14 protein-coding genes are annotated in these 20,673 nt (G+C 37.0%); 9 read left to right on the top strand and 5 right to left on the bottom strand.

Annotated elements, in window-relative coordinates:
- The first annotated feature begins 212 nt into the window (after positions 1-212).
- The 3 genes from RGQ13_RS13960 (at position 213) to RGQ13_RS13950 (ending at position 7,126) form a co-directional block, all read left to right on the top strand.
- Positions 213-5,021 (top strand): RHS repeat-associated core domain-containing protein, encoded by a 4,809-nt coding sequence (locus tag RGQ13_RS13960; protein WP_348390356.1) that lies wholly within the window; start codon positions 213-215, stop codon positions 5,019-5,021.
- Positions 5,022-5,480: 459 nt separating this feature from the next.
- Positions 5,481-5,771, top strand: coding sequence for a GIY-YIG nuclease family protein (locus tag RGQ13_RS13955; protein ID WP_348390355.1), 291 nt, complete (start codon positions 5,481-5,483; stop codon positions 5,769-5,771).
- 437 nt (positions 5,772-6,208) lie between these two features.
- The gene (locus RGQ13_RS13950; protein WP_348390354.1) at positions 6,209-7,126 is read left to right on the top strand and encodes a transporter substrate-binding domain-containing protein; all 918 of its coding nucleotides are present in this window, start codon (positions 6,209-6,211) and stop codon (positions 7,124-7,126) included.
- Between the two features lie 10 nt (positions 7,127-7,136).
- Here RGQ13_RS13950 and RGQ13_RS13945 read toward each other — a convergent pair whose 3' ends face one another.
- The 5 genes from RGQ13_RS13945 to RGQ13_RS13925 form a co-directional block, all read right to left on the bottom strand.
- Positions 7,137-8,627, bottom strand: coding sequence for a diguanylate cyclase (locus tag RGQ13_RS13945; protein ID WP_348390353.1), 1,491 nt, complete (start codon positions 8,625-8,627; stop codon positions 7,137-7,139).
- Between the two features lie 19 nt (positions 8,628-8,646).
- Positions 8,647-9,375, bottom strand: a complete 729-nt coding sequence (locus RGQ13_RS13940; RefSeq protein ID WP_348390352.1) for a response regulator transcription factor — start codon at positions 9,373-9,375, stop codon at positions 8,647-8,649.
- Positions 9,376-9,383: 8 nt separating this feature from the next.
- Positions 9,384-11,846, bottom strand: a complete 2,463-nt coding sequence (locus RGQ13_RS13935) for an ATP-binding protein (protein ID WP_348390351.1) — start codon at positions 11,844-11,846, stop codon at positions 9,384-9,386.
- An 82-nt stretch (positions 11,847-11,928) separates the two neighbouring features.
- A complete protein-coding gene (locus RGQ13_RS13930) occupies positions 11,929-13,134 on the bottom strand; it encodes an EAL domain-containing protein (RefSeq protein ID WP_348390350.1) in 1,206 nt (401 codons plus the stop codon).
- 10 nt (positions 13,135-13,144) lie between these two features.
- Positions 13,145-13,489 carry an Hpt domain-containing protein gene (locus RGQ13_RS13925; RefSeq protein WP_348390349.1) on the bottom strand — a complete coding sequence of 115 codons (345 nt, stop codon included), beginning with the start codon at positions 13,487-13,489 and terminating at the stop codon, positions 13,145-13,147.
- 520 nt (positions 13,490-14,009) lie between these two features.
- Between RGQ13_RS13925 and RGQ13_RS13920 the strand changes: the two genes are divergently transcribed.
- From RGQ13_RS13920 to RGQ13_RS13895, 6 genes are all read left to right on the top strand, one after another.
- A complete protein-coding gene (locus tag RGQ13_RS13920) occupies positions 14,010-14,228 on the top strand; it encodes a hypothetical protein (RefSeq protein WP_348390348.1) in 219 nt (72 codons plus the stop codon).
- A gap of 73 nt (positions 14,229-14,301) precedes the next feature.
- Positions 14,302-14,892, top strand: coding sequence for a hypothetical protein (locus RGQ13_RS13915; RefSeq protein ID WP_348390347.1), 591 nt, complete (start codon positions 14,302-14,304; stop codon positions 14,890-14,892).
- Between the two features lie 95 nt (positions 14,893-14,987).
- Positions 14,988-16,406 (top strand): O-antigen ligase family protein, encoded by a 1,419-nt coding sequence (locus RGQ13_RS13910; RefSeq protein WP_348390346.1) that lies wholly within the window; start codon positions 14,988-14,990, stop codon positions 16,404-16,406.
- A 213-nt stretch (positions 16,407-16,619) separates the two neighbouring features.
- Positions 16,620-17,855, top strand: a complete 1,236-nt coding sequence (locus tag RGQ13_RS13905; RefSeq protein ID WP_348390345.1) for an outer membrane beta-barrel protein — start codon at positions 16,620-16,622, stop codon at positions 17,853-17,855.
- Between the two features lie 32 nt (positions 17,856-17,887).
- Positions 17,888-18,457, top strand: a complete 570-nt coding sequence (locus RGQ13_RS13900) for a polysaccharide biosynthesis/export family protein (protein WP_348390344.1) — start codon at positions 17,888-17,890, stop codon at positions 18,455-18,457.
- An 8-nt stretch (positions 18,458-18,465) separates the two neighbouring features.
- Entirely contained in the window at positions 18,466-20,667 is a 2,202-nt protein-coding gene (locus RGQ13_RS13895) for a GumC family protein (RefSeq protein ID WP_348390343.1), read from the top strand.
- Positions 20,668-20,673: the final 6 nt, after the last annotated feature.

Here is a 20,673-nt window from a genome sequence, read left to right as displayed (position 1 = left end):
GCCGGGCATGACGTGAGCCGGGCATGACGTATTCTAAGCGCAGCGTATTCGAAGGTAGATCATACTCTATTCGCAATTAGTATCGAAAAATTTTGCATTCCTGAATTTCTAAACTAGCCTTAATTATGATTTAACGCGCAAAGGAGTTGCGTGAACCAAGCCACAATAATTGGCTACTACATCATTAAGGTATTTAATCTCAAGGAGGAGATATGCGCCCAATCTTTTATGGATCTTGCTATCCAACAACCCGTTTACTATTTATACGATTATTCATCTTAATCGCCATGTTATTTTCTATTGCCGCTAATGCGGTACAACCTTTTCATAAGCCTTTAGGATCTTTACGCGGTTATGAAGATGAAGATCATGTAGCGAACTCTGGTACGGAGTGGACCAAACGTCCTATCTATACAGTTTCGGCAGGTTCACCTGCACGGATCAATTCTCACGTTTCCAGGAAAATAGAGATTATTGATTATGGTATTGCCTCTGGCGATGAAATTATTTGGAAACTTATCGAACCTGATGGAAACGTAATTGATGACGGTGGAATAAAATGGACAGGTACATGTTGGATAGAGCTATTCGATATCAGCTGCATGAAACCAGGTTGGTGGGTAGAGTCGGCTCATTTTGTTGGCAACCAAGTGGGTACCTGGACAATTGAAACCTATGATGTTTCTGCTGGTATCGAAACTTTGGTAACCGCTGAGTCCTTCGAAGTTAAAGGCCGTGCTATGCAAATAACCAACGGCGCTAACTTAACTGTTTATGAAAACGACAACTCTATTGAACCACTGGCGTTAAAGCTTATTGATTATGACAATGTTTCTGGCACCCCTAATAAACTAGTTACCTTTGAAGTGATTGCTCGCCCGAAAGGTAAAGAAAGTGGCGGCCTTAATTATATTTTTAAGCAAGGCACTTCCGGTTCAAAAATTGACTCTATAGAGGCAACAACAAACTTTGAGGGTATTGCTAAAGTCTTTTTCGAGTCAGGAAATAAATATGGCACTTACACCATCAAGGCGACCAGTTATTGGGCGCCAGAGAACCCGGTAGAGTTTCAAGTTACGGTTAAACAAGGTAAAGATCCCGACAAAGAAGAAGATTTAATTACTGAGCTAATCGCAACTGGACGAAATAATGGAAAGACCGACCAATGTGATGGAATGGTTGGTAACCCAATAAACGTGATAACCGGCAATAAATTTCAGCAGGAGATTGATTTTCAAGGTGAGGGTTTCATGCCATTAGACTTTGTTCGCTATTACAACAGTTTGAGTAACCAGTCATCAGGTTTTGGTCCTAAATGGTCTCATACTTATTCTCGCTTTATACGAACGAGCACAGCAGAGATAAATGGTGAACTATTAACGCTAGCAAAATTACATCGTGATGATGGCAAAGTGATCACATTCTATAAAGACCGAAAAAGTTGGATTGCAGTTTATGCCGATGTTCGCTCTACATTATCATTTAGTTCGAAAAAGTGGCGTTTTGAAACGCTGCAAAATACCGTTGAAGTGTACGACCAATCAGGAAAGCTTGAATCAATAACCCATCTAGATGGCAATGCTTACACACTAGAATATAACGACAGTAATAAGCTGCAATACGTAACTAACCCAAGCGGTAAACGCTTAAGCTTTGAATACGGTGATGATGGAAAGATAGACCATGTTCATAGTGGGTTTAGTAGAGAATACCGCTATTCTTCAAGAGGAAACGGTATGCTGACAAAAGCTCTTCCTTCAATATTTGGTGGTGATCATCGTAATTATTTTTACGAAGATGAAAAATTTTCTTCGTTACTTACTGGTCTATCGATTAATAGTGATGACCATATGTCGACGTGGCAATACAACGAAAGAGGTTTAGCCATAAGTAGTTTTCATGGCGATAACCAAGACCTGGTAAATGTAGAATATAGAAATAATGGCAGCCGCACTGTTACTCATGGCAATGGCGACGTTACCCAATATCAAGCTATCGGGCAGTTAGGGTTAGGTTTACTAACCGATGTTGATGGCCCAACGTGTAACTCTGGAGCTAGCAGCGAGAAAACATTCAACTATGATCCAAATACAAATAACCTTTTATCTAAAACCATTGATGGGGTAACGACAGCATATGGTGATTACGATGAAAACGGGAATCCGGGATACATCATTAACGCCTTAGGCACTGTTAATGAGCGAAGAACTGACTTTACTTATGACGCTTCGTTTGTCACTAAATTAAGCCATGTAATTCAACAGTCGGTTTCTGGCGGTGAGCAAATCAGCCATTTCACTTATGACGAATATGGGCATTTATTGCAGCAACGACTGCAAGGGTATAAACCTGATGGCAGCCCAATAGAGCGAGTGGTTAGTTATCAATACAACGGCCCATTAGGACAGTTAAGTAGCATCGATGGTCCTCGCACAGGTGTAAATGATAGCTATCAATTTAATTTTCACCCGTTAGCTGAAAACGACTCCAACAGTGCCGGTTTAAAGGACATTGTAGGGCCTGACGGCACCTTAATTAAAGCGAATGTCAACTATCATTACAGTGGCAAAGTTCAGTCATATACCGCCAGTAATGGCTTAACTGTTGAGTACACCTATCAGCGTTTTGTGCCAGAGCTTGAGTCATATACAGAAACCGTTGAAGATGTACGCCGTACAACGTTCATTACTTATATTGCCAATAGTTTAATCGAAACTATTACCACAGGTTATGGTAGTGAAGATGCAACAACTCTTACTTTTACTTACGACATTGCTCAGCGCTTGTCTAAAGTGAGCAATAGCCTTGGGCATTACATTGAGTTTGTATTAGATGATCAAAGTAACGTTATTGCAGAGAATACGTATGATGAAAGCGGCACTTTACAGCAACAAATCACTAATGTGTATGACAATTATAAACATTTAAGTAAGCAAACGTCGGCAAACCAAATGGTTGATTCAATTTATTCAACCGATGGTCGTTTACTGTTACAAACTGACGGAAATAACGTAACAAGCAGTTTTTCTTATGATGAATTAAAACGCTTAACTACCATTAGCAAAGATGTTAACGGTACGAACCCGGCAACAGCCAATAGCGAAAATCACTTCACTTATGACGCAAATAATAGGCCCACCAGTGTAACCGACGCTAATGGTAATACAACAAACTACAGCTATGATGATGTGGGCAATTTACTCAGCGAAACTAGCCCAGACACAGGCATCTCAACCTTTAGTTATGATGCTGCAGGCAATCGCATATCGGTTCGTGATGCTAAACTGCAAGCATTTATCTATCAATTTGATGCCTATAATCGCGTGTTAAATACTGACACCTTAGGCAGTAGTAATGACATTACTTATTTTTATGATCTATGCACCAATGGCATTGGTAAACTTTGTAAGGTTTCAAAAGGAGGCTCTGAAGTAAGCTATACCTATAATGCTTTTGGGGAAGTTACCTCTCAAAGCCAAACAATAGGCAACATCATAACTACCGTTAATTATGGTTATGATCTACATGGGCGTATTGAAAGTATCACTTACCCAAGTGGCAGCGTAATCAGTTACAGCTACGATATGGTTGGTAATATTCAAGCTATGGACTTAACTCAAAATGGCAGCACACAAAACATTATAAGCGATGCCACCTACACATTCAGTGGCTTACTAACAAACTTAAATTTTGCTAATGGTTTAAATCTGAATAAATCCTATGATTTAGCAGGAAGAACAACCAACTTAACCAATGGACCATTGGGTCTACAACACAGTTTTGATGGCGCTGCCAATATGCTTAGCCAATCAAATTATCAGTTCAGTTATGATGCACTAAATCGTCTGGAAGTTGCCGATACTATTAACGGTCTGCAAGGATTTACCTATGACAAAAATAGTAATCGCCTAACCTTTACTAAAAACACCATACAAACCCAATACGGAGTCGCTATTGGTAGCAACTTACTCGCCAGCATTAATGCATTAATTATTAATTACGATGCTAATGGCAATAGGTTAAATCGTAATGGTCAAGCATTACAATACTCACCTTATAATCAACTAAGTCAAATAACCAATGTCGCTCAATACAAATACAACGGCCTTGGTCAACGCATACAAAAAACATTACTGCCAAGTAGCGAAACCACAACATTCGCTTATGACTTAACCGGGCAGTTGCTAGTTGAAATAGATGACAATGGCATCGTAACCGGCGAGCATATCTACTTAGGAACTATGCCAATAGCAATATTAAAACACCAAGCTAATAGCAGTGAATTGTTTTATGTACATACCGACCATTTAAATACGCCAAGAGCCATTACTAATATCGACAAAGTAGAAATCTGGCAATGGCAATCTGATCCATTTGGTAATGGTTTGGCAAACAGTGATGTAAACTTAGATGGCACCACATTTGACTACAACAAACGCTTCCCCGGACAATACTATGATGGTGAAAGTGGACTACACTACAATTACTATCGTGATTACGACCCGACAACAGGTCGATACATACAAAGCGACCCAATAGGATTAAATGGTGGCATGAATACCTTTGGCTATGTTGGTGGTAATCCTTTGAAGTATACAGATCCATTAGGTTTATGTGCAGATATGAGCTTTATGAACGATAACTTTGCTTTTGCAAAAATGTTTGGATTTGACTCTATTTCTGAGGCTGACAATAGCATGAGAGTTGCAGCCCATCAAATAGGCCGTGATATTGATCAACAAATGACACTTAGCAACGCTAGTTTAGTAGCTGGACTGATGCCTGGTGGCGCTCTTCCTTCACTAGGTTTTGCAGCTTTAGATTTAGTTGTTAATGGGAATAAAAAAGACTTGGTTTCTGCTGGCATGTCGGCTGGCACCGAGGCTGCTATGAACACTTACTTTACAAGAGGTGGCAATATTCCATTGAAAGGAAAAATGGGCGTACTCAAGCAAGTTGGTACGCATGTTTTACAATTAGTTGTTGGTAATGCTGCGGGAGAAAAGTGTAAATGCGAATAAATTTTAAAGAACTAGGATTTCAAATCGCCTTATCCGTATTTAGTTTTTTTGGGGGTAAATATGTTTACGATTCATATCGATTAGAACAAATAAGCTTTAGAGGTGTAGCTTTCGAAATGCATGAAGAGCCATTTATGTATTGGCTCTTTATGGCTGGAATACTTATTACTTCTATTAGTGTCTTTTACATTGTTTGGTTTGTCGAAGACGACGACGTGGAAGAATAGAGCTTTTTATTTCAAAAAATGATGCGGTTCTGAATTGAAAAAATTGGTAATCCATGCTTTGGATACCCGAACGAGTCGGGTAAGACTTTGTTGAGTTTAGGGGGGCCTCCCGCCGTCTTTGCCGCGAAGGCGGTAATCCATGCTTTTGAATACCCGACTAGCCAGGCGTGAAGATTTCTACTATCAGTCACCGCCAGAACTTTAACCACTTTAACTTGAAAAGGACTTCAAGATGAAACACCCCTGTGTGTACATAATGAGTAACTACAAAAATGGTACGTTATATATTGGTGTCACCAGTAATCTGCCACGTCGTATAGCGCAACATAAGCAAAAAGTAGTTGATGGTTTCACCAAAAAATATGACTTAAATAAATTAGTTTATTTCGAACAACATTCAACAATGGAGAATGCTATTTACAAAGAAAAGCAAATGAAGAAATGGAACCGGCAATGGAAAATTAATAAAATCATTGAACAAAATCCAGAATGGTTGGATTTGCATCAAAATATAGTGGGTTAAATGGATACCCGATACCCGAACGAGCCGAGTATGACGGATAAATGGATACCCGAACGAGCCGGGCATGACGGATAAATGGATACCCGAACAAGCCGAGTATGACGGATAAATGGATACCCGAACAAGCCGGGTATGACGGATAAATGGATACCCGATACCCGAACGAGCCGGGCATGACGTGAGCCGGGCATGACGGATAAATGTATACCCGATACCCGAACGAGCAGGGCATGACGTGAGCCAGGGTATGACGATTAAAAGACTTACATGCATGTTTCATTTTTGAACAATTAGTTGCATTCTCTTAACAGCTAATCTGAATTTAATCTGATTATAATGAAGAAAACAAATAGTTAGATAATAGTCATGAAAATGTCAGCTATACTTTTTTCTATGAACTTTAAACTTTAAATCTTTGGGTCAGGAAATCCTCATTTATGCGTAAGCACTTAAGCTGTACAGTTATATTGTTCTTAATTGTGTTTCCGTCATTGATATGTGCACAGCAGGCAGGCACTCAGTCCCAGCAAGTCCAACAAACTACGACAGAAACACCGTCTCAACAAATATCTTCTACAGAAAACTCGCATTTAACTGTCGCGCTAGCGGGTAATTGGCAGCCATTCAACTTTGCTAATGATAATGGTGAAGTTGTTGGTATCATTCCAGACTTCACCAAATTAATAATGGACAATGCAGGCCTTAATTATAAAGTTGAACGAAAACCATATTGGAGTGATGTATTAGGTGCAGTAGAAACAAATGCGGCGGATCTTACTTTAGGTAATAGTATTTTAGTTGGTGAGTGGGAAAAAATAGGCCTTTTAAGTGAGCCTTTTACTCATGTACCTATTGTAATAGCGACAGAAAAAAGCGCTGCTTATGTCGAAGATTTTTCAACCTTGGCCGGTAAAAAAATCGCAATAGGCAAAAACTATAATGCTTATTATTTAATGAAACAAAATTACCCCAATATACATATTGTCGAAGTAGCAACTACCTACGAAGGGTTGGAACTATTAAATAAAGGAGAAGTGTTTGCTGTTGCTGATGTATTACCTGTGATCCTTAATCGAATAAACAATATGGCTTATAGTAATATTGAAATAGGCGGAATATCGTCAATTGTTATGGATGTTCGCGCTTTAATATCACATCAAAATTCAGAGTTGCTACCCGTTATCAATAAAGCTATTGCCGATATATCAGCTGAACAAAGAAGTAATATTATGGATAAATGGCTTGGCTATGAGTCACATTTAGAAGTGCATTCAAAGGATTTTCTTTCTTTAATTATCACTTTTTTCGTCGTCGTTAGTCTCATACTGTTAATAATATTTAGAAAATTTAACTGATCAGCAGCTGTTATTTGTTCATAAATACACTATTACGCTCTAACTTAGCCAGGTACAAGGCCTTATCTGCACAAAGGTAAACCTCATCATCACTCATATCAATAATGTGACTTTTAAAATGACAACCAATAGATACGGTTAATGATTTATCTTTGTCACTAAATTCATGCACAATGTTTAGTTGCTGAATATGTTTTCTTAAGTCATTCAGCCAAAATTCAGTTTCATCATAGGTGAAGTTTTTGATCAAAATAGCAAATTCTTCACCACCTAACCGAAAAACTTCATGCTCGGTATCCAGTAAACTGCGTTGTAAACAGTTCGCTACCATAACTAACGCTTTATCACCTTGTGGGTGACCATAGTTATCATTGTACTTTTTGAAAAAATCAATATCTAAAATGGCTAAACTAATAGGCAAATGAAATTGTTTAGAGGTTTGTAAAAAACTTTCTATTCGTTGTTGATAACTTCTTCTGTTGGGCAGATCCGTGAGCGGGTCAATCAAAGATATTTGTCGGTTTGTACTGTCAATAAGAACATTAGTAAAACCGCAAATTTTATCATCACTAGAAAATATAGGCTGTATCCTTGATGTAAGCCATTGTAATTTACCTGCGTTATTATATCGGCGAATCTCGCCATGCCACATATTGCCATTTTTGATCACAGACCAAATTTTTTGTTCTACTTGTTCGCGTGCTGGCGAAAGGTCAAAAAAGTGAAAAGGCTGACTTATTAACTCATGCTCAGTTTTTTCAACGTAATGACACAAAGCATCTGATGCACTTATTACTTTGCCATTCCTATCCAATCTGGCAACCATTAAATACTGATCTACTAGGCCTTTTAGTTCATTTTTGACTTTTTTATTAGCAATGTACCGTTGATTAAATGTATACAATACGGCGCCGATTAACAGCAAGATAAAGATCGTTTCAATGAATAAAAACACATATACACTTTGTTGGTCTTTTTCTGATTTTTGTTTAAATTCGTTGGCTTTAGAAAAAGCGAACATGTAAAAATCTTTAACTTGGTGTTCGGTATTTTCTATATTTTCAAACAATTTCATTAAGTCAGTTTGGTTGTTTTCAAACCAACTTGGCTCTTGGATACGTTCTATATTTGGAATGTGTTCAAGTACAGAAAACCACTTTGAATAAGATTCGTATACTTCTTCAATATCTTTCTTATCACCTAAGAATTGTTTGAAAATGACATCAAATTGGCTGACAATTTCTTGCTCTAAGCGATTTGTTTTTGTGATGAAATCTTGCTTATTACCCACTCCAGCACTTTGCTGATAAATTAAATGTTTAATTTCGGCAATGTGATAAACGATAGAGTGTGACGCTTTTGAAACAGTGAAAGATTGGTGATAAAATTGGTCAACTAATCGTGATGATCGATCCACCGCATTTAATGTAGTAATGGCAAACACCATAATTGTAACGACTAAAAGAAAAGATAGAGCATGGAACTTACAAAATTTGTTCATAATTAATTCAGGTACTCTATCATTTTGTTTCTGTCAGTGACTGAGTCGATAAGCGATAGCCCTTAGAGCGAACTGTTTTAATAAAGTCAGAGCAAATCCCTGCTTGAACCAACTTTGCTTTTAGTCGTGAAATACTCACGTCCATTCCTCTACTTAAGCCGTTGTAGCTTATTCCTTTTAGAGTTTGGTATGCTTTATCTCGGGTAACTACTGTATTTTTGTTAATTAGCAAAAAATACAAAAGTTCATATTCGTCATTGGTAAGAGAAATTTCTTCATCTTCAAATTCACATAAATGCAGGTGTTTATCAAACTTAAACGCGCCTAAATAAAATGCTTTGTTGGCATTTTGCACCTCATGTTTAGACTCTAACAAACGTAATAACCTAGCTAATAGAACTTTAAAAGAGCGGTTTTTGGCAATAAAGTCATCGGCGCCAATTTGTAGCCCTTTTAGTTCAGCATCGTCTGTATCATTGCCGGTTAGAAAAACAATTGGACCTTTATAATATTCACGCAAATTTATGCAAACGTCATAGCCATTAATATTAGGCAAGCCAATATCAAGTAGAATACAATCTGGCGTATGACGGATCACCATTCTATCTACAGCATCGCCCTTAAAAGCTTGATGAACAATAAAGCCCTGTGCTTCTAATTGACGTTTTAGGGTAAACGATACAATTTTATCATCTTCAACAATTAATACACTGGTATTGCTTATTGGTAATTTATGTTCAGCTATCATACAAAGCCTTAATTTGCTTGTTCTAAAGTTGCGGGCACACAATGTTGGTTAATTGTCCGCATAAGTTCATCTGGATTAAATGGTTTTGCTAAAAAGCTGTTCATGCCTATTTCAAAACATAAATCTCTGGTGGTTTCTTTAATATCAGCCGTTAAACCAATAATACTGATATTATCCCAGTCTTTGTGTTTTCTAATGCGCATTGTTGCTTCGTAACCGTCCATTTCAGGCATATGTAAATCCATTAAAATAACGTCATAATGTTTTTTGTATAACATTGAAATAGCTTCAATACCGTTATTGGCTATGTCAACTTTACCATTGCGCTTTGCAATAATTTGTTTGGCAACTAATTGATTTAATTTAACATCCTCTGCTAACAATATATTTAGATTGCTTAAATCATAATGAGACCAGTGGCCATCATTTTTGCTTTCAGTTTGCATCTCAGTATGTTTTGCCTGTAAAGCATTTAAAAATTTATTGGGCAAAAGCGGTAGCTGAATGTAATTGCTAGTACTGCTTGGAACATCACAATGCTTGCTAATTTTTTGATCCCAAAGAAAATTAATTTTCGAGTAGCGTTGCTGCAGTTGCTTAATCGTCAAAGTATTTAAGGGTAATTCACTGCTAACGTACATCAATAACTCAGATTTTTTGATTTTATCGCTGTTTATTGAAGGAGTTATTGCTTGTGCAAGACTCATGTAACTGGTGTTTATTCCTAAATCTGCCAGTAAATGAGGCACTTTATAATCATCCAAAGTTGCTGATTTAATCACATCTAAGCTGAGTGCTTTATCATTCTTTATATCGGCGAAATTTGTATTACTTTGCTCGCTTACAGGCAAGGATAAGGTGCAAACAGTTCCAACACCTTTGTCGCTGCTAATTGCTAGATTTCCGTGCATGCTAGTTGCCAATTTTTTTGAAATAGCTAAACCCAAACCACTACCACCAAATTTTCGAGTGGTTGAGTTGTCTCCTTGATCAAACGGAGTGAAGATATTATCTAAAAATACTTTATCAATACCAACACCTGTATCTGAAATGTTAAACACGACAAAGTTTTCATCCAAGATTTGTTCATAACTTACCGTTACACTTACTTGTCCCTTATTGGTAAATTTAATGGCATTATTAATAAGGTTTAGCAGTATTTGTTTCACTCGGTTTGCATCAACCTTTACCAATTGCGGCACGTTATCTGCTATCTCACAGCTAAATTTCAATTGTTTATCAAATGCCTGCAAATAGGTTAACCCAAGCACTTCATCAAGCATCTGTTCTGTGTTAGTTTCAATTTTTTCAAACTTGAGCTTTCCAGCTTCAATTTTAGACCAATCTAAAATGTCATTAATAATAAATAACAGTGATTTCGACGACCCTATTAGCTTGTCTACATAGTCGCTTTGTGTGTCATTTAACGGTGTTTCTTTCAGTAAGTATTGTAACCCCATTAAGCCGTTTAATGGGGTTCTTAGTTCGTGACTCATATTGGCGAGAAAATCGGTTTTAGCCTGGTTTGCCACCTCAGCTTTTTCTCTTAGTACTGACGATTTTTCAACTTGCATATTTAGCTCATTGATATATTCGCCGATCCGTGAAAATAACGATTTAAAATTATTGGATAAACTGTTCACTTCATGAATTGGGCTTTTAATATCAAGGTGCTTTACAAAGTTATCATGAGTGAATGAGGCAACTCTTTCACTTAAACTCACCAAGGGTTTCGCTATGTGCTTTAATAAAACAATACCGCTTATTATTAGCGCTAAAGTGATACAAATTTTTTGAAAAATCATCAAGTAGGTATAAAATGACAGTTGCTCTTCAGCAAGTTTGTATTCATTATTAATGCGAGAATTTACCAAAGTGATAAAGTTCTCAATGTAAGAATTGATGGTCACCTTGTGGTGCTCGTATTCCTTGCTAAATAGTAGATCTATCGCCGGATCACTCTTAGTGGGGGTTGAGCCTTGTTCAATTCTTCGTTGATTAATTATTTCAAATGCCTGACTTTCAATTTTAGCAAGCTCATTAGAGCTCATTACTGCTTTTTTCAACAACAATGCTTCGCTCATACTAAATTCTTGTGTTTCTAACAGTTCAATTTGAGATATTTTTTGCCCTGCCAATTGCATCAGCTTATTTTCAATTTTTGGGTTTTGCGCGTAAGGCAACAAATCATCAAGCGATCGTTCTTGTTCGCCAAGCTGTACGGCAAGCAATTCTTTAAAATTAGCCAAATATTTAGGGTTAGATGTTGCAGCATAGCTTCGGGCAAACCGAGTTAAATTGTCGGTGTTTTCTTTGTAGCGAGAAGCAATTTTTTGAAAGCTTTGCCGCTTATCATAAAGGTGAGCAGCATCTTCAACTTTATCGATGTAATAAAAGCTGATGATCAAATTACTTACCAGTAAAAAAAATATGACACTGTGTAATATGTAAAAATATTTTTTTAATTTCATAATAGATCTATCATTTTGTTGCGAAAACAAAAATGTTGTTGGTTCGAATGGCTAAGTATTTTCACTGTGCTACTCGTCATTACTAAAGCTCATAACAATCTTCGATAGATTGAAATATTGGAGTATTCCACTCTTCATCAATTTGTTGCAATTCATATAAAGGCACAGCCTTACAAAAGTGAAACCCTTGTAAGGTGTCTACACCTATAGCTTTTAAAGCATCTACTTGCTGCTGGTTTTCTACCCCTTCGGCAACACAGTTTAATTTTAATGCTTTAGCCATTGACGCTATGGCTTTTACCACATTGGCGGCTTTCTCGCAGGTGAGCATGTCTTTAACCTGTGAACGGTCAATTTTTAACTCAGAAAATGGAAAATTTATCAGCTCTTTAATACCTGACTGCCCAGTTCCATAGTCATCAACAGAGATATTTACCCTGGCAATGCGTAATTCAGCCAAATTGGCGACAACGGCTTTGGTTAATATTGAACGGTTTTCGGTCATCTCGACAATTAATTTATGCGAGGGGAAATTATACTTACTCAATATATCTAACAACTTAAATGCAAAGTTAGGCTCGCATAAACTGTCGTATTCCATATTCAAAGACAAGGTTAAATTTTTAATGTTGTATTGATTTATTAAATTCACACTTTTCTCTAGAATATAAAGTGTGTATCTGGTTATTTGACGGTAATCAATCAGTGGTTGAATAAATGTATCGGGCTGATAAATTTTACCTTTAAGCTGTAATCTACCCAATATTTCTAAACCGGTAATTTGTAGCGTTTTTGCGCACAGCTGAGGTTGAAAATAAGGTTGAAATTTTTCATCCAACAAATACGCCATGGTATTGTGGTTACTGAATTGATGTTCAATAAAAATGTGCGGTGAATATAAGGGATTACTATTGCAGTTAATTATCTCACTAACAGCTTTGATTAAATCGTTCTTCAAAATGGGTTTGGGAAAATGTTTTACCTGCTCAACGCCACTTAACTTCGCTAAAAGGCTTATCGATTGAATAACTTCAGATTCAAGAGCACTTACAATGATTAAACCGGCTAGAAGATCAAATTGTTTGAGCTCTTTAATAATATTTACAATAGAATGTTGTTGTAATTGAATGTCAGTAATTAACACAAACGGCTCGTCGACCACCGCCATTTCAAACAAACAACTGTGTACATCAAAAAAAGAACTGGCCGAGCAATTGTCCATATTATTTACATGAGTAGAAATAATATGGTTTTGAATAGGGTCATCTTCTAAAATTAAGACTTTCATGGTACTAACCTTACAAAACTTCTTGTACTAAATGTGTCTCAAGAGTCATAATTTCTTGTTTCAAGTGAGCATAATCGCCGGCCCCGCTTGGTAACCCATGCTCTTTAATACTTGCTTCGATGTTCTTCACTAAGTTGAATACCTCGTTAAACCCTAAGTAGGCGATAGTTCCTTTCAACTGATGAATTTTTAATAACATCGCTTCTACGTTTAGCTCGGTAAGGGCAACTTCAATTTCTTCTAGTAAGTTGGGAGCATAATCAGAAAACATCTTCACAACTTCAACTGCTGTGTCCGTATCATCGGCAAAAACTTCCCAAAAGCCTGTTAAATCAATTTTGGCATTTTTTATCATCAATACTTCTCAATATGTTTTGTGTAAAGAAACAAACTTATTACTGACTAGCCGCAACTAACACACATTATTGTAAAATTGTGAGAGTTGTTTGGTGTTTATTTTATGTAAACAAAGCGCTAACAAGTTATTTACTCTCGACTATACCATGATGATGGCGCTGTAATTGTAAGCGTGTGTAACAGTAGTGTAACAGCGGGTTTCACGGTGTTTTACTTACCTTTATATGAATTGTTTATTGCTCGTTTTGCCTTCCTTGAGTTTATATTTTTACTGCATATTTTCCCTTAAAAAATTCAAATGCTGATGTCAGCCATTAAAATAATCGCAGTTATTTTAATGGCTTAGTTCTTTCAAGTTATTTCCCTTCGAATATCCATCTGTTACAAATCTTTGTTACAAAGCAGTTACAATGGTCTTGTCCTTATGGTAAATTTCAATTGTAACCGTTGTGTAACAGGAATTCTGAAACCTCTAAACAACAAAGCAAAACAATAAAAATTACCAAGTAGATGTTGTTATGAATAATAAAAAAAATGTCGAAACAGACGAAAACGTTGATGAATGTGAACAAACTCGTCGCAGCTTTTTAAAAAAGTACGGCAAGCTTGCGGTTGTTACCCCAGTTGCCTTAACAACGTTAATGAGCCCTAAAACCTCACATGCAGTAAACTCTGATGCCTTAGCAAAATTTTGTGCAACAAGACCTACTCATCATCGTTGTCGATCAGGATTTTGATAAACAATATAAAATTTGGTAAGGAGGTACTTTGCTAAATTTAAAAGTTAACTATGAAAAGTTGAAGGATTTTATGAAACGTAAAACCGGAGTATTTTTGCTGTCATTATTTTTTGTATCGTCGGTGGTCGCAATTTCTACCGTTAATAATGGTGAGCAAGTGCAATTAATTGCTGATTATGAACAGGTTGAATCGAGTGAAAATGAAGATTCTACAGATTCAAACATAGTAGTAGCTGAAAACAATGAAGATATAAGCAATTATGTTACAGACTCAGCAGTAGTATTAGTTGAAACTAAAGAAGATAAACAACGTTTAAAAGTACAAGAAAAACAAATTAAACGTGGTAAGCAAAAGCAGTTAACAGCCAACTTAAATAAGCAAGCAAAACAAGCGTTAGAGCAACAAATTGCTAGTGAGGGTAAACCTTTAAAAGCACCTGACAACACAGATGTTGTGATTGTAAATGCCGCGAAAAGTGAACTGAACTTACAACCTAGTAAACCTACACAACTAGCAAGCCTAACAACTGAACAACAACTTATACAAAAGCGTAAATCATTAAACTTAGGCGCGCCGATCCCTCCTGGAACATTTGGTGGTGGCAATGGCAATGGTGGACCTGGTGCAGGGATAAGTGCACAAACAGCCTCTGGAAATTAATCAAACTAAAGGCCCGTTAGGGCCTTTATTATAGCAGTTTTAAACTCTGTCTATTCAATAATAAAAAGTAGGTCATTAATATATTGCAGTCATTAATGCATACCACTCATCAAAACTCCAAACTAAGTAATAGTGTTTTTTATGTATTGCTAGTGTTGCTGTTGTGGCTACCTATACCGCTTGCTTCAAATCGGCCTTGGGCATGGTCATTAATGGAGTTTTCCAGCTTTGCCATGGTTATTGCTATCATTTATAGCCATCCCGTAGAGCAAATAAAGCAGCAATTTAAATCATATTTACCGCTGATTGTTGGTATTGGCGGATTCGTCATATATCAAATAATCCAGCTAGTCCCTTTGCCTCAGTATTTACTCAAAGTAGTTAGTTATAATTCTTATTTAATCCAAAAATCTAGCCTTAATCCAAGTGAAATTAACGCTTGGTTACCTATTGCCTTAGATCCAGTACAAGCACAAATAGCCACATTAAAAGGCATTAGTTATTTTTGTATCATGTTATGTGTGTTAATGCTGCTTAATAACTTTAAACGTTTAAAATTATTATTGTTATGCATAATTATCGCTGGTACTTTTCAAGCTTTTTACGGTGCTGTTGTTGCGCTATCTGACGCTGAAGCAACGCCATTTTTAGGCTTGAAGAATAGTGAAATTGCTACGGGAACATTTGTTTATAAAAACCATTTCGCCAATTTTTTAATGCTTACTTTATCTATTGGTATTGGCTTTTTGGTGGCAACCTTAGACAAAAATAAACTAAGAGCTAAAGGTTATTCATTGGCTCAATTTTTACAAACATTAATGTCGGGTAAGGTTGCACTTAGAATCGCTTTAGCGCTTATGGTTATTGCTATTGTGTTAACACGCTCACGTATGGGGAATACTGCATTTTTTGTTGCCCTCACTATCACGGGCATAATTGCCTATAAGTTTATGAAGTATAAAAGTAAAAGCTTGATGTGGTTAATCATTAGTCTGTTGATTATTGATACCTTTATATTGGGTGCTTATTTTGGTTTAGACAAAGTTAAACAAAGACTTGAACAAACAAGTATGCAAACCGAAGAACGCGATGAGGTAAATGTATATTCGTTAGATTTAATTAGGTTTTTCCCGCTTACAGGCACCGGTGGAGGCAGTTTTTATTCAACGTTTCCATTAGTACAGGGCAATGATATAAAAGGATTTTATGATCACGCCCACAACGACTACATTCAATTTACTACTGAGTACGGTTTACCGGCGACTATCTGGATGGGGATTTTAGTACTGTATTGTTTGATCATTTCTATCAATGCAATGATCACTCGTAACAGCCGATTTTTAAGAGGGCTAGGGTTTGGTACCACCATGGCCATTATAGGTATGCTGATTCATATTAGTGTTGACTTTAACTTACAAGCTCCTGCAAATGTGGCCTATTTTCATGTGATTTTAGCACTCGCTTGGGTTGCAAATTACGGACTACATTCAATAAAAACCACTACCAAATTTTGACGTATGTACAACTAACTGTTAAACATAGAAAAAAACGCAATGTTAATATTTGGGTTTACATTTTTTTAACGAATTGTAAGGGTAGATAACTTGTCATTAACCGTGCTAATATCGCAATATACAGGGAAGTAATGTTGACATAAAAACGTACCTTAAGTGCGAATAAAAATAATATAAACAAGCTAATAATAATATTTAGGGTTTAATGCGTTAATGGGCTTCTGTGGTAAATCTACTGCTGTTTTACTTTTTCTAATGCAAGCCATTGCAATAGCACCTAGTTACGCCATAACACCACAGAAATTTGATCTTGGTGATTTTAAATTCACCCCACAAGTTGCTGGACAAGTTAGCTACCAAGACAACTTCTTAGATAATGACGACAACAAACAAGACTCTTGGATAAGCACTATAGCTCCTAAGTTTGAATTGTCGCAAACACGTAATCTAAACCACTACCAATTAAGCTACGAATTAAGCAATTACAACTATTGGCAAAGTAGTGACGATAATTATACCGCACATAATTTTTCGGCATTAACTAGCTTAAATGTAGCCAGTAAGCATCGCTTAAACCTACAAGCAGACTATGTAAGAGATTACGAACAGCGCGGTAAAGGCTATTCTATCGGATTCGCTGGTATTTTAAAGCAGCCAACAGGTTTTGAGCAATATAGCGCAAAAGCAAAATACAGTTTTGGCGCAAAAACCGCTCAAGCTAATATTGACATTGATTATCAGTTTTCAAAAGTAAACTGGGACAGCGTTTTTATAAACGACTTAAATATCCCTCAGTTTGACTACTCATTAGACTTCACTGCTAATCGTGAATACCAACAAAACCAAATAGGCAGCACGTTCAATTATAAAACCGGAGCATTCACTAAAATTACCTTTAGTGCGAGTCACAGCACGGTAAGTTATGACAAACCTAGGCCAAATCAAGCAAGTTTAGACAGCGAAGATAACAGTGTATTTTTAGGGATAGAATGGCAGGGCAGTTCAATTACTACTGGTTATGCCAGAGTTGGCTATTCAGATAGAACATTTGATGATGACCGCTGGGGAGATACATCCGGTATACGTTGGCAAGTTGGAATATTATGGACGCCTTTAACCTATTCAAATTTTGATTTTTCTACGTCGCGCTCGTTATCTGAAACCAAAGGCCAAGGTAGCTCTATTGAAAATACTAACTACAACATGTCGTGGCAGCATCAATGGCTAGATCGCATTGCTACCAAATTAAGTATTCAATTTAGTGATGACAGCTATGGTGACACTAGACGAGAAGATGAAAATACCATTGCCAGTGCAACCATGTCTTATCAAATGCACCGTAATATTGATTTGTCATTATCATTGTTAAATGCAAAGCGAAAAAGTAATATAGATGCGGTAGAGTATGAAGGAAACACCATAGCAGTTGGTATTCGTGCTTCTTTTTAACCATTTTCCTAAGAGTCTTCAGTTATAAATTTATGAACAATTTTTTCCGTGTTTTTTCAAAGTTATCAAGTAAATTTAGTCATTGTACTTTTATATTTATCACGCTGTCTTTGTTATTTGTTAGCAGTAATGCCAATGCAATTGATCGCTATTTATTAGATACCGGCGATACTATCAATATCACAGTCTTTGGAGAGCCTGAGTTAAGTAAACAAACCTTGCTATCTGATAGTGGCAACATTACCTACCCATTTTTAGGCGAAATAAGTGTGCGCGGTTTAACCGTTGTTGAACTTGAAAAAAACATTCATAACGGTTTAAAAGGCGATTATTTAATTAATCCTAATGTTTCGGTTGCCATAGTAGAGTACAGGCCCTTTTTTATTGATGGCGAAGTGAAAAAAGATGGTGCTTACCCATACCAACCAGGGTTAACGGTGGCTAAAGCGGTAACACTAGCAGGGGGCTTTACCGAGCGCGCCTCAAAATCAAAAATATATTTGATCAAAAGTAATGATCCTGAGCAAACCGCAACATTGGTAAAATTTAATACCAAAGTGGGTCCTGGCGACATTATTACCGTTAAACAAAGTTTCTTTTAGGGAATAGTATGGCTGAGCAGTTTTCCAAAGAAGAATCATTTAATGACGAAATCGATTTAAAACATTTGTGGCAAATTATTTATCGCAGTAAATGGCGCATTATCGCGTTGTCTGTAGTGGTAACTTTATTTGCGATCATTTTTGCCCAATCACGTACGCCTATTTACGTTGCTAGTAGCACTATGCTTATTGAACAAGAGCAATCAAAGGTAGTTGAACTAAACGATATTTATAATGAAGGCGACTCGCGCCAAGAGTATTACTACACTCAGCTAGAAATTATTACCTCTACACCTATTGCTGAAAAAGTAGTGCGCGACCTGAACCTTGTTGAACATCCGTTATTCAATCAACCGCCGAAGCCTAAAAGCCGTTGGCAGGCATTTAAAGAGTTGTTAAATCCGCCACCGCCAAGTAAGCCTGTAACGAAAGAACAGCAACAGCAAAATAAATTTGATGGCATTGTTGGCTACGTTTTAGGTGGTATGTCAGCATCGCCCATTTCTAAAACTGAATTGGTGATCATTTCATTTCAATCCGAAGATCCAGAATTTGCCGCATTGGCTGCCAATGCAATTGCCAAAGCGTATATTAACAACCACATGGACGTTAATTTACAGCGAGTAGAAAAGTCTGCAACATGGTTAAATCACTCTTTAGCAGGATTAAAAGAAAAATTAATTGCCTCAGAAGACAAACTACAAGACTTTGAAGAAGCTAACTCGTTAGTCGATTTAGGCGGCATTAAAAGCTTGGCGGCGAAAGAAATTGAACAGCTTTCAAAAAATGTATTAACAGCTAAACAAGTTGAAGAGCAAACAGGAAACATTTACGCACTATTAAATGCCAGCAAAGACGAGCAAGAAACACTGGCTAATTTGCCTGAAGTGCTTAATCATCCAAATTTAAAAATAGTGCACCAACAAAAGCTCGACGTTGAAAATAAAATTATTGAATTAAGCCTAACCTACGGGCTCAAGCATCCTAAAATGATCGCCGCTAACGCCGAGTTAAATAAAGTGTTAGACAACATCAACAATAAAATCAGCCGTTTAATCGCTAGTATTGGCAGTGACTATCGCACCGCACAAAAACAAACAAAACAAGCTGAAAATGCGCTTGCTGAGGCAAAAGTTAGGTATCAAAAACTTACTCGAGTTGATAGTACGCGCCGAGAGTTAAAACAAGACGTAGATACCAATGATAAGCTTTACCAAGCATTTTTTAATCGCTTAAAAGAAACCGCCGAGCTACAAGGATTTGAAACCTCAATAGGGCGTATTATTGATCCAGCAACTGTGCCTTATTCACCAGCTAAGCCAAATAAAAAGTTGATTGTAGTATTAGCCTTTATGTTAAGCGTTATGGTTGGCGTAGGCGCCACCTTATTACTTGAAGCCTTTAACAGCACCATACGTTCTGTTAGTGATATAGAAACCAGATTACATCAAAATTTATTAGGCATAGTGCCATTGGTGGGCAGCAATTTAGAAACTAAAAAACAACAGCAACAATTTGCCGAGCAAGTCGAACATTATCATTTCTTTACCGGTGACGACCATGCCTTTTCTGAGGCGGTGCGCACCCTAAGAACCAGTTTACAATTGTTAAACCTTGATAACACCGTGCAAGTGGTATCAATTACCTCAACAATCCCCAGTGAAGGTAAAACCTTAGTGACCGCTAATTTAGCCTTTGCCGTTGGTCAATTACAAAAAACCATTATTATTGACACCGATTTACGTAAACCGAAAGTGGCGAAAAACTTCAAAATTAAAGGCCCTGGCCTTTCTGATTTTATTGCCGGTAACAACACGTTAGAGCAGTGCATAACTACCGACAAAGAAAGTAACATAGATGTGCTGCCTGCCGGCACGTTACCACCGAACCCGCAAGAATTACTGGCTTCAAATCAGTTTAAGCAATTAATTCATGACTTAAGACAGCGCTACGATAAAATTATTATTGATACACCGCCAATACTCGCGGTAAGTGATGCCATGATCGTAGCGAAACAATCTGACGCCACCTTATACGTAATAAAGGCAGCAAGCACTAAAGAAAGCCAAATAAAAGCAAGCTTAAAACGCCTAAATCAAGCCAATTTAAACATTGGCGGCGTTGTGTTGAACCAAGTCGACTTACAAAAAGCCATCGACTATGAAGAGTTCTCTGGATATTACGATCAATACGGTTATACAAACGCCTAAGTTACG

The sequence above is a fragment of the Thalassotalea psychrophila genome, from assembly GCF_031583595.1.
GTDB classification, from domain to species: Bacteria; Pseudomonadota; Gammaproteobacteria; order Enterobacterales; family Alteromonadaceae; genus Thalassotalea_A; species Thalassotalea_A psychrophila.
The sequence above is the reverse complement of the archived record's forward strand: the minus strand, read 5'-3'. Positions and strand labels throughout refer to the sequence as shown.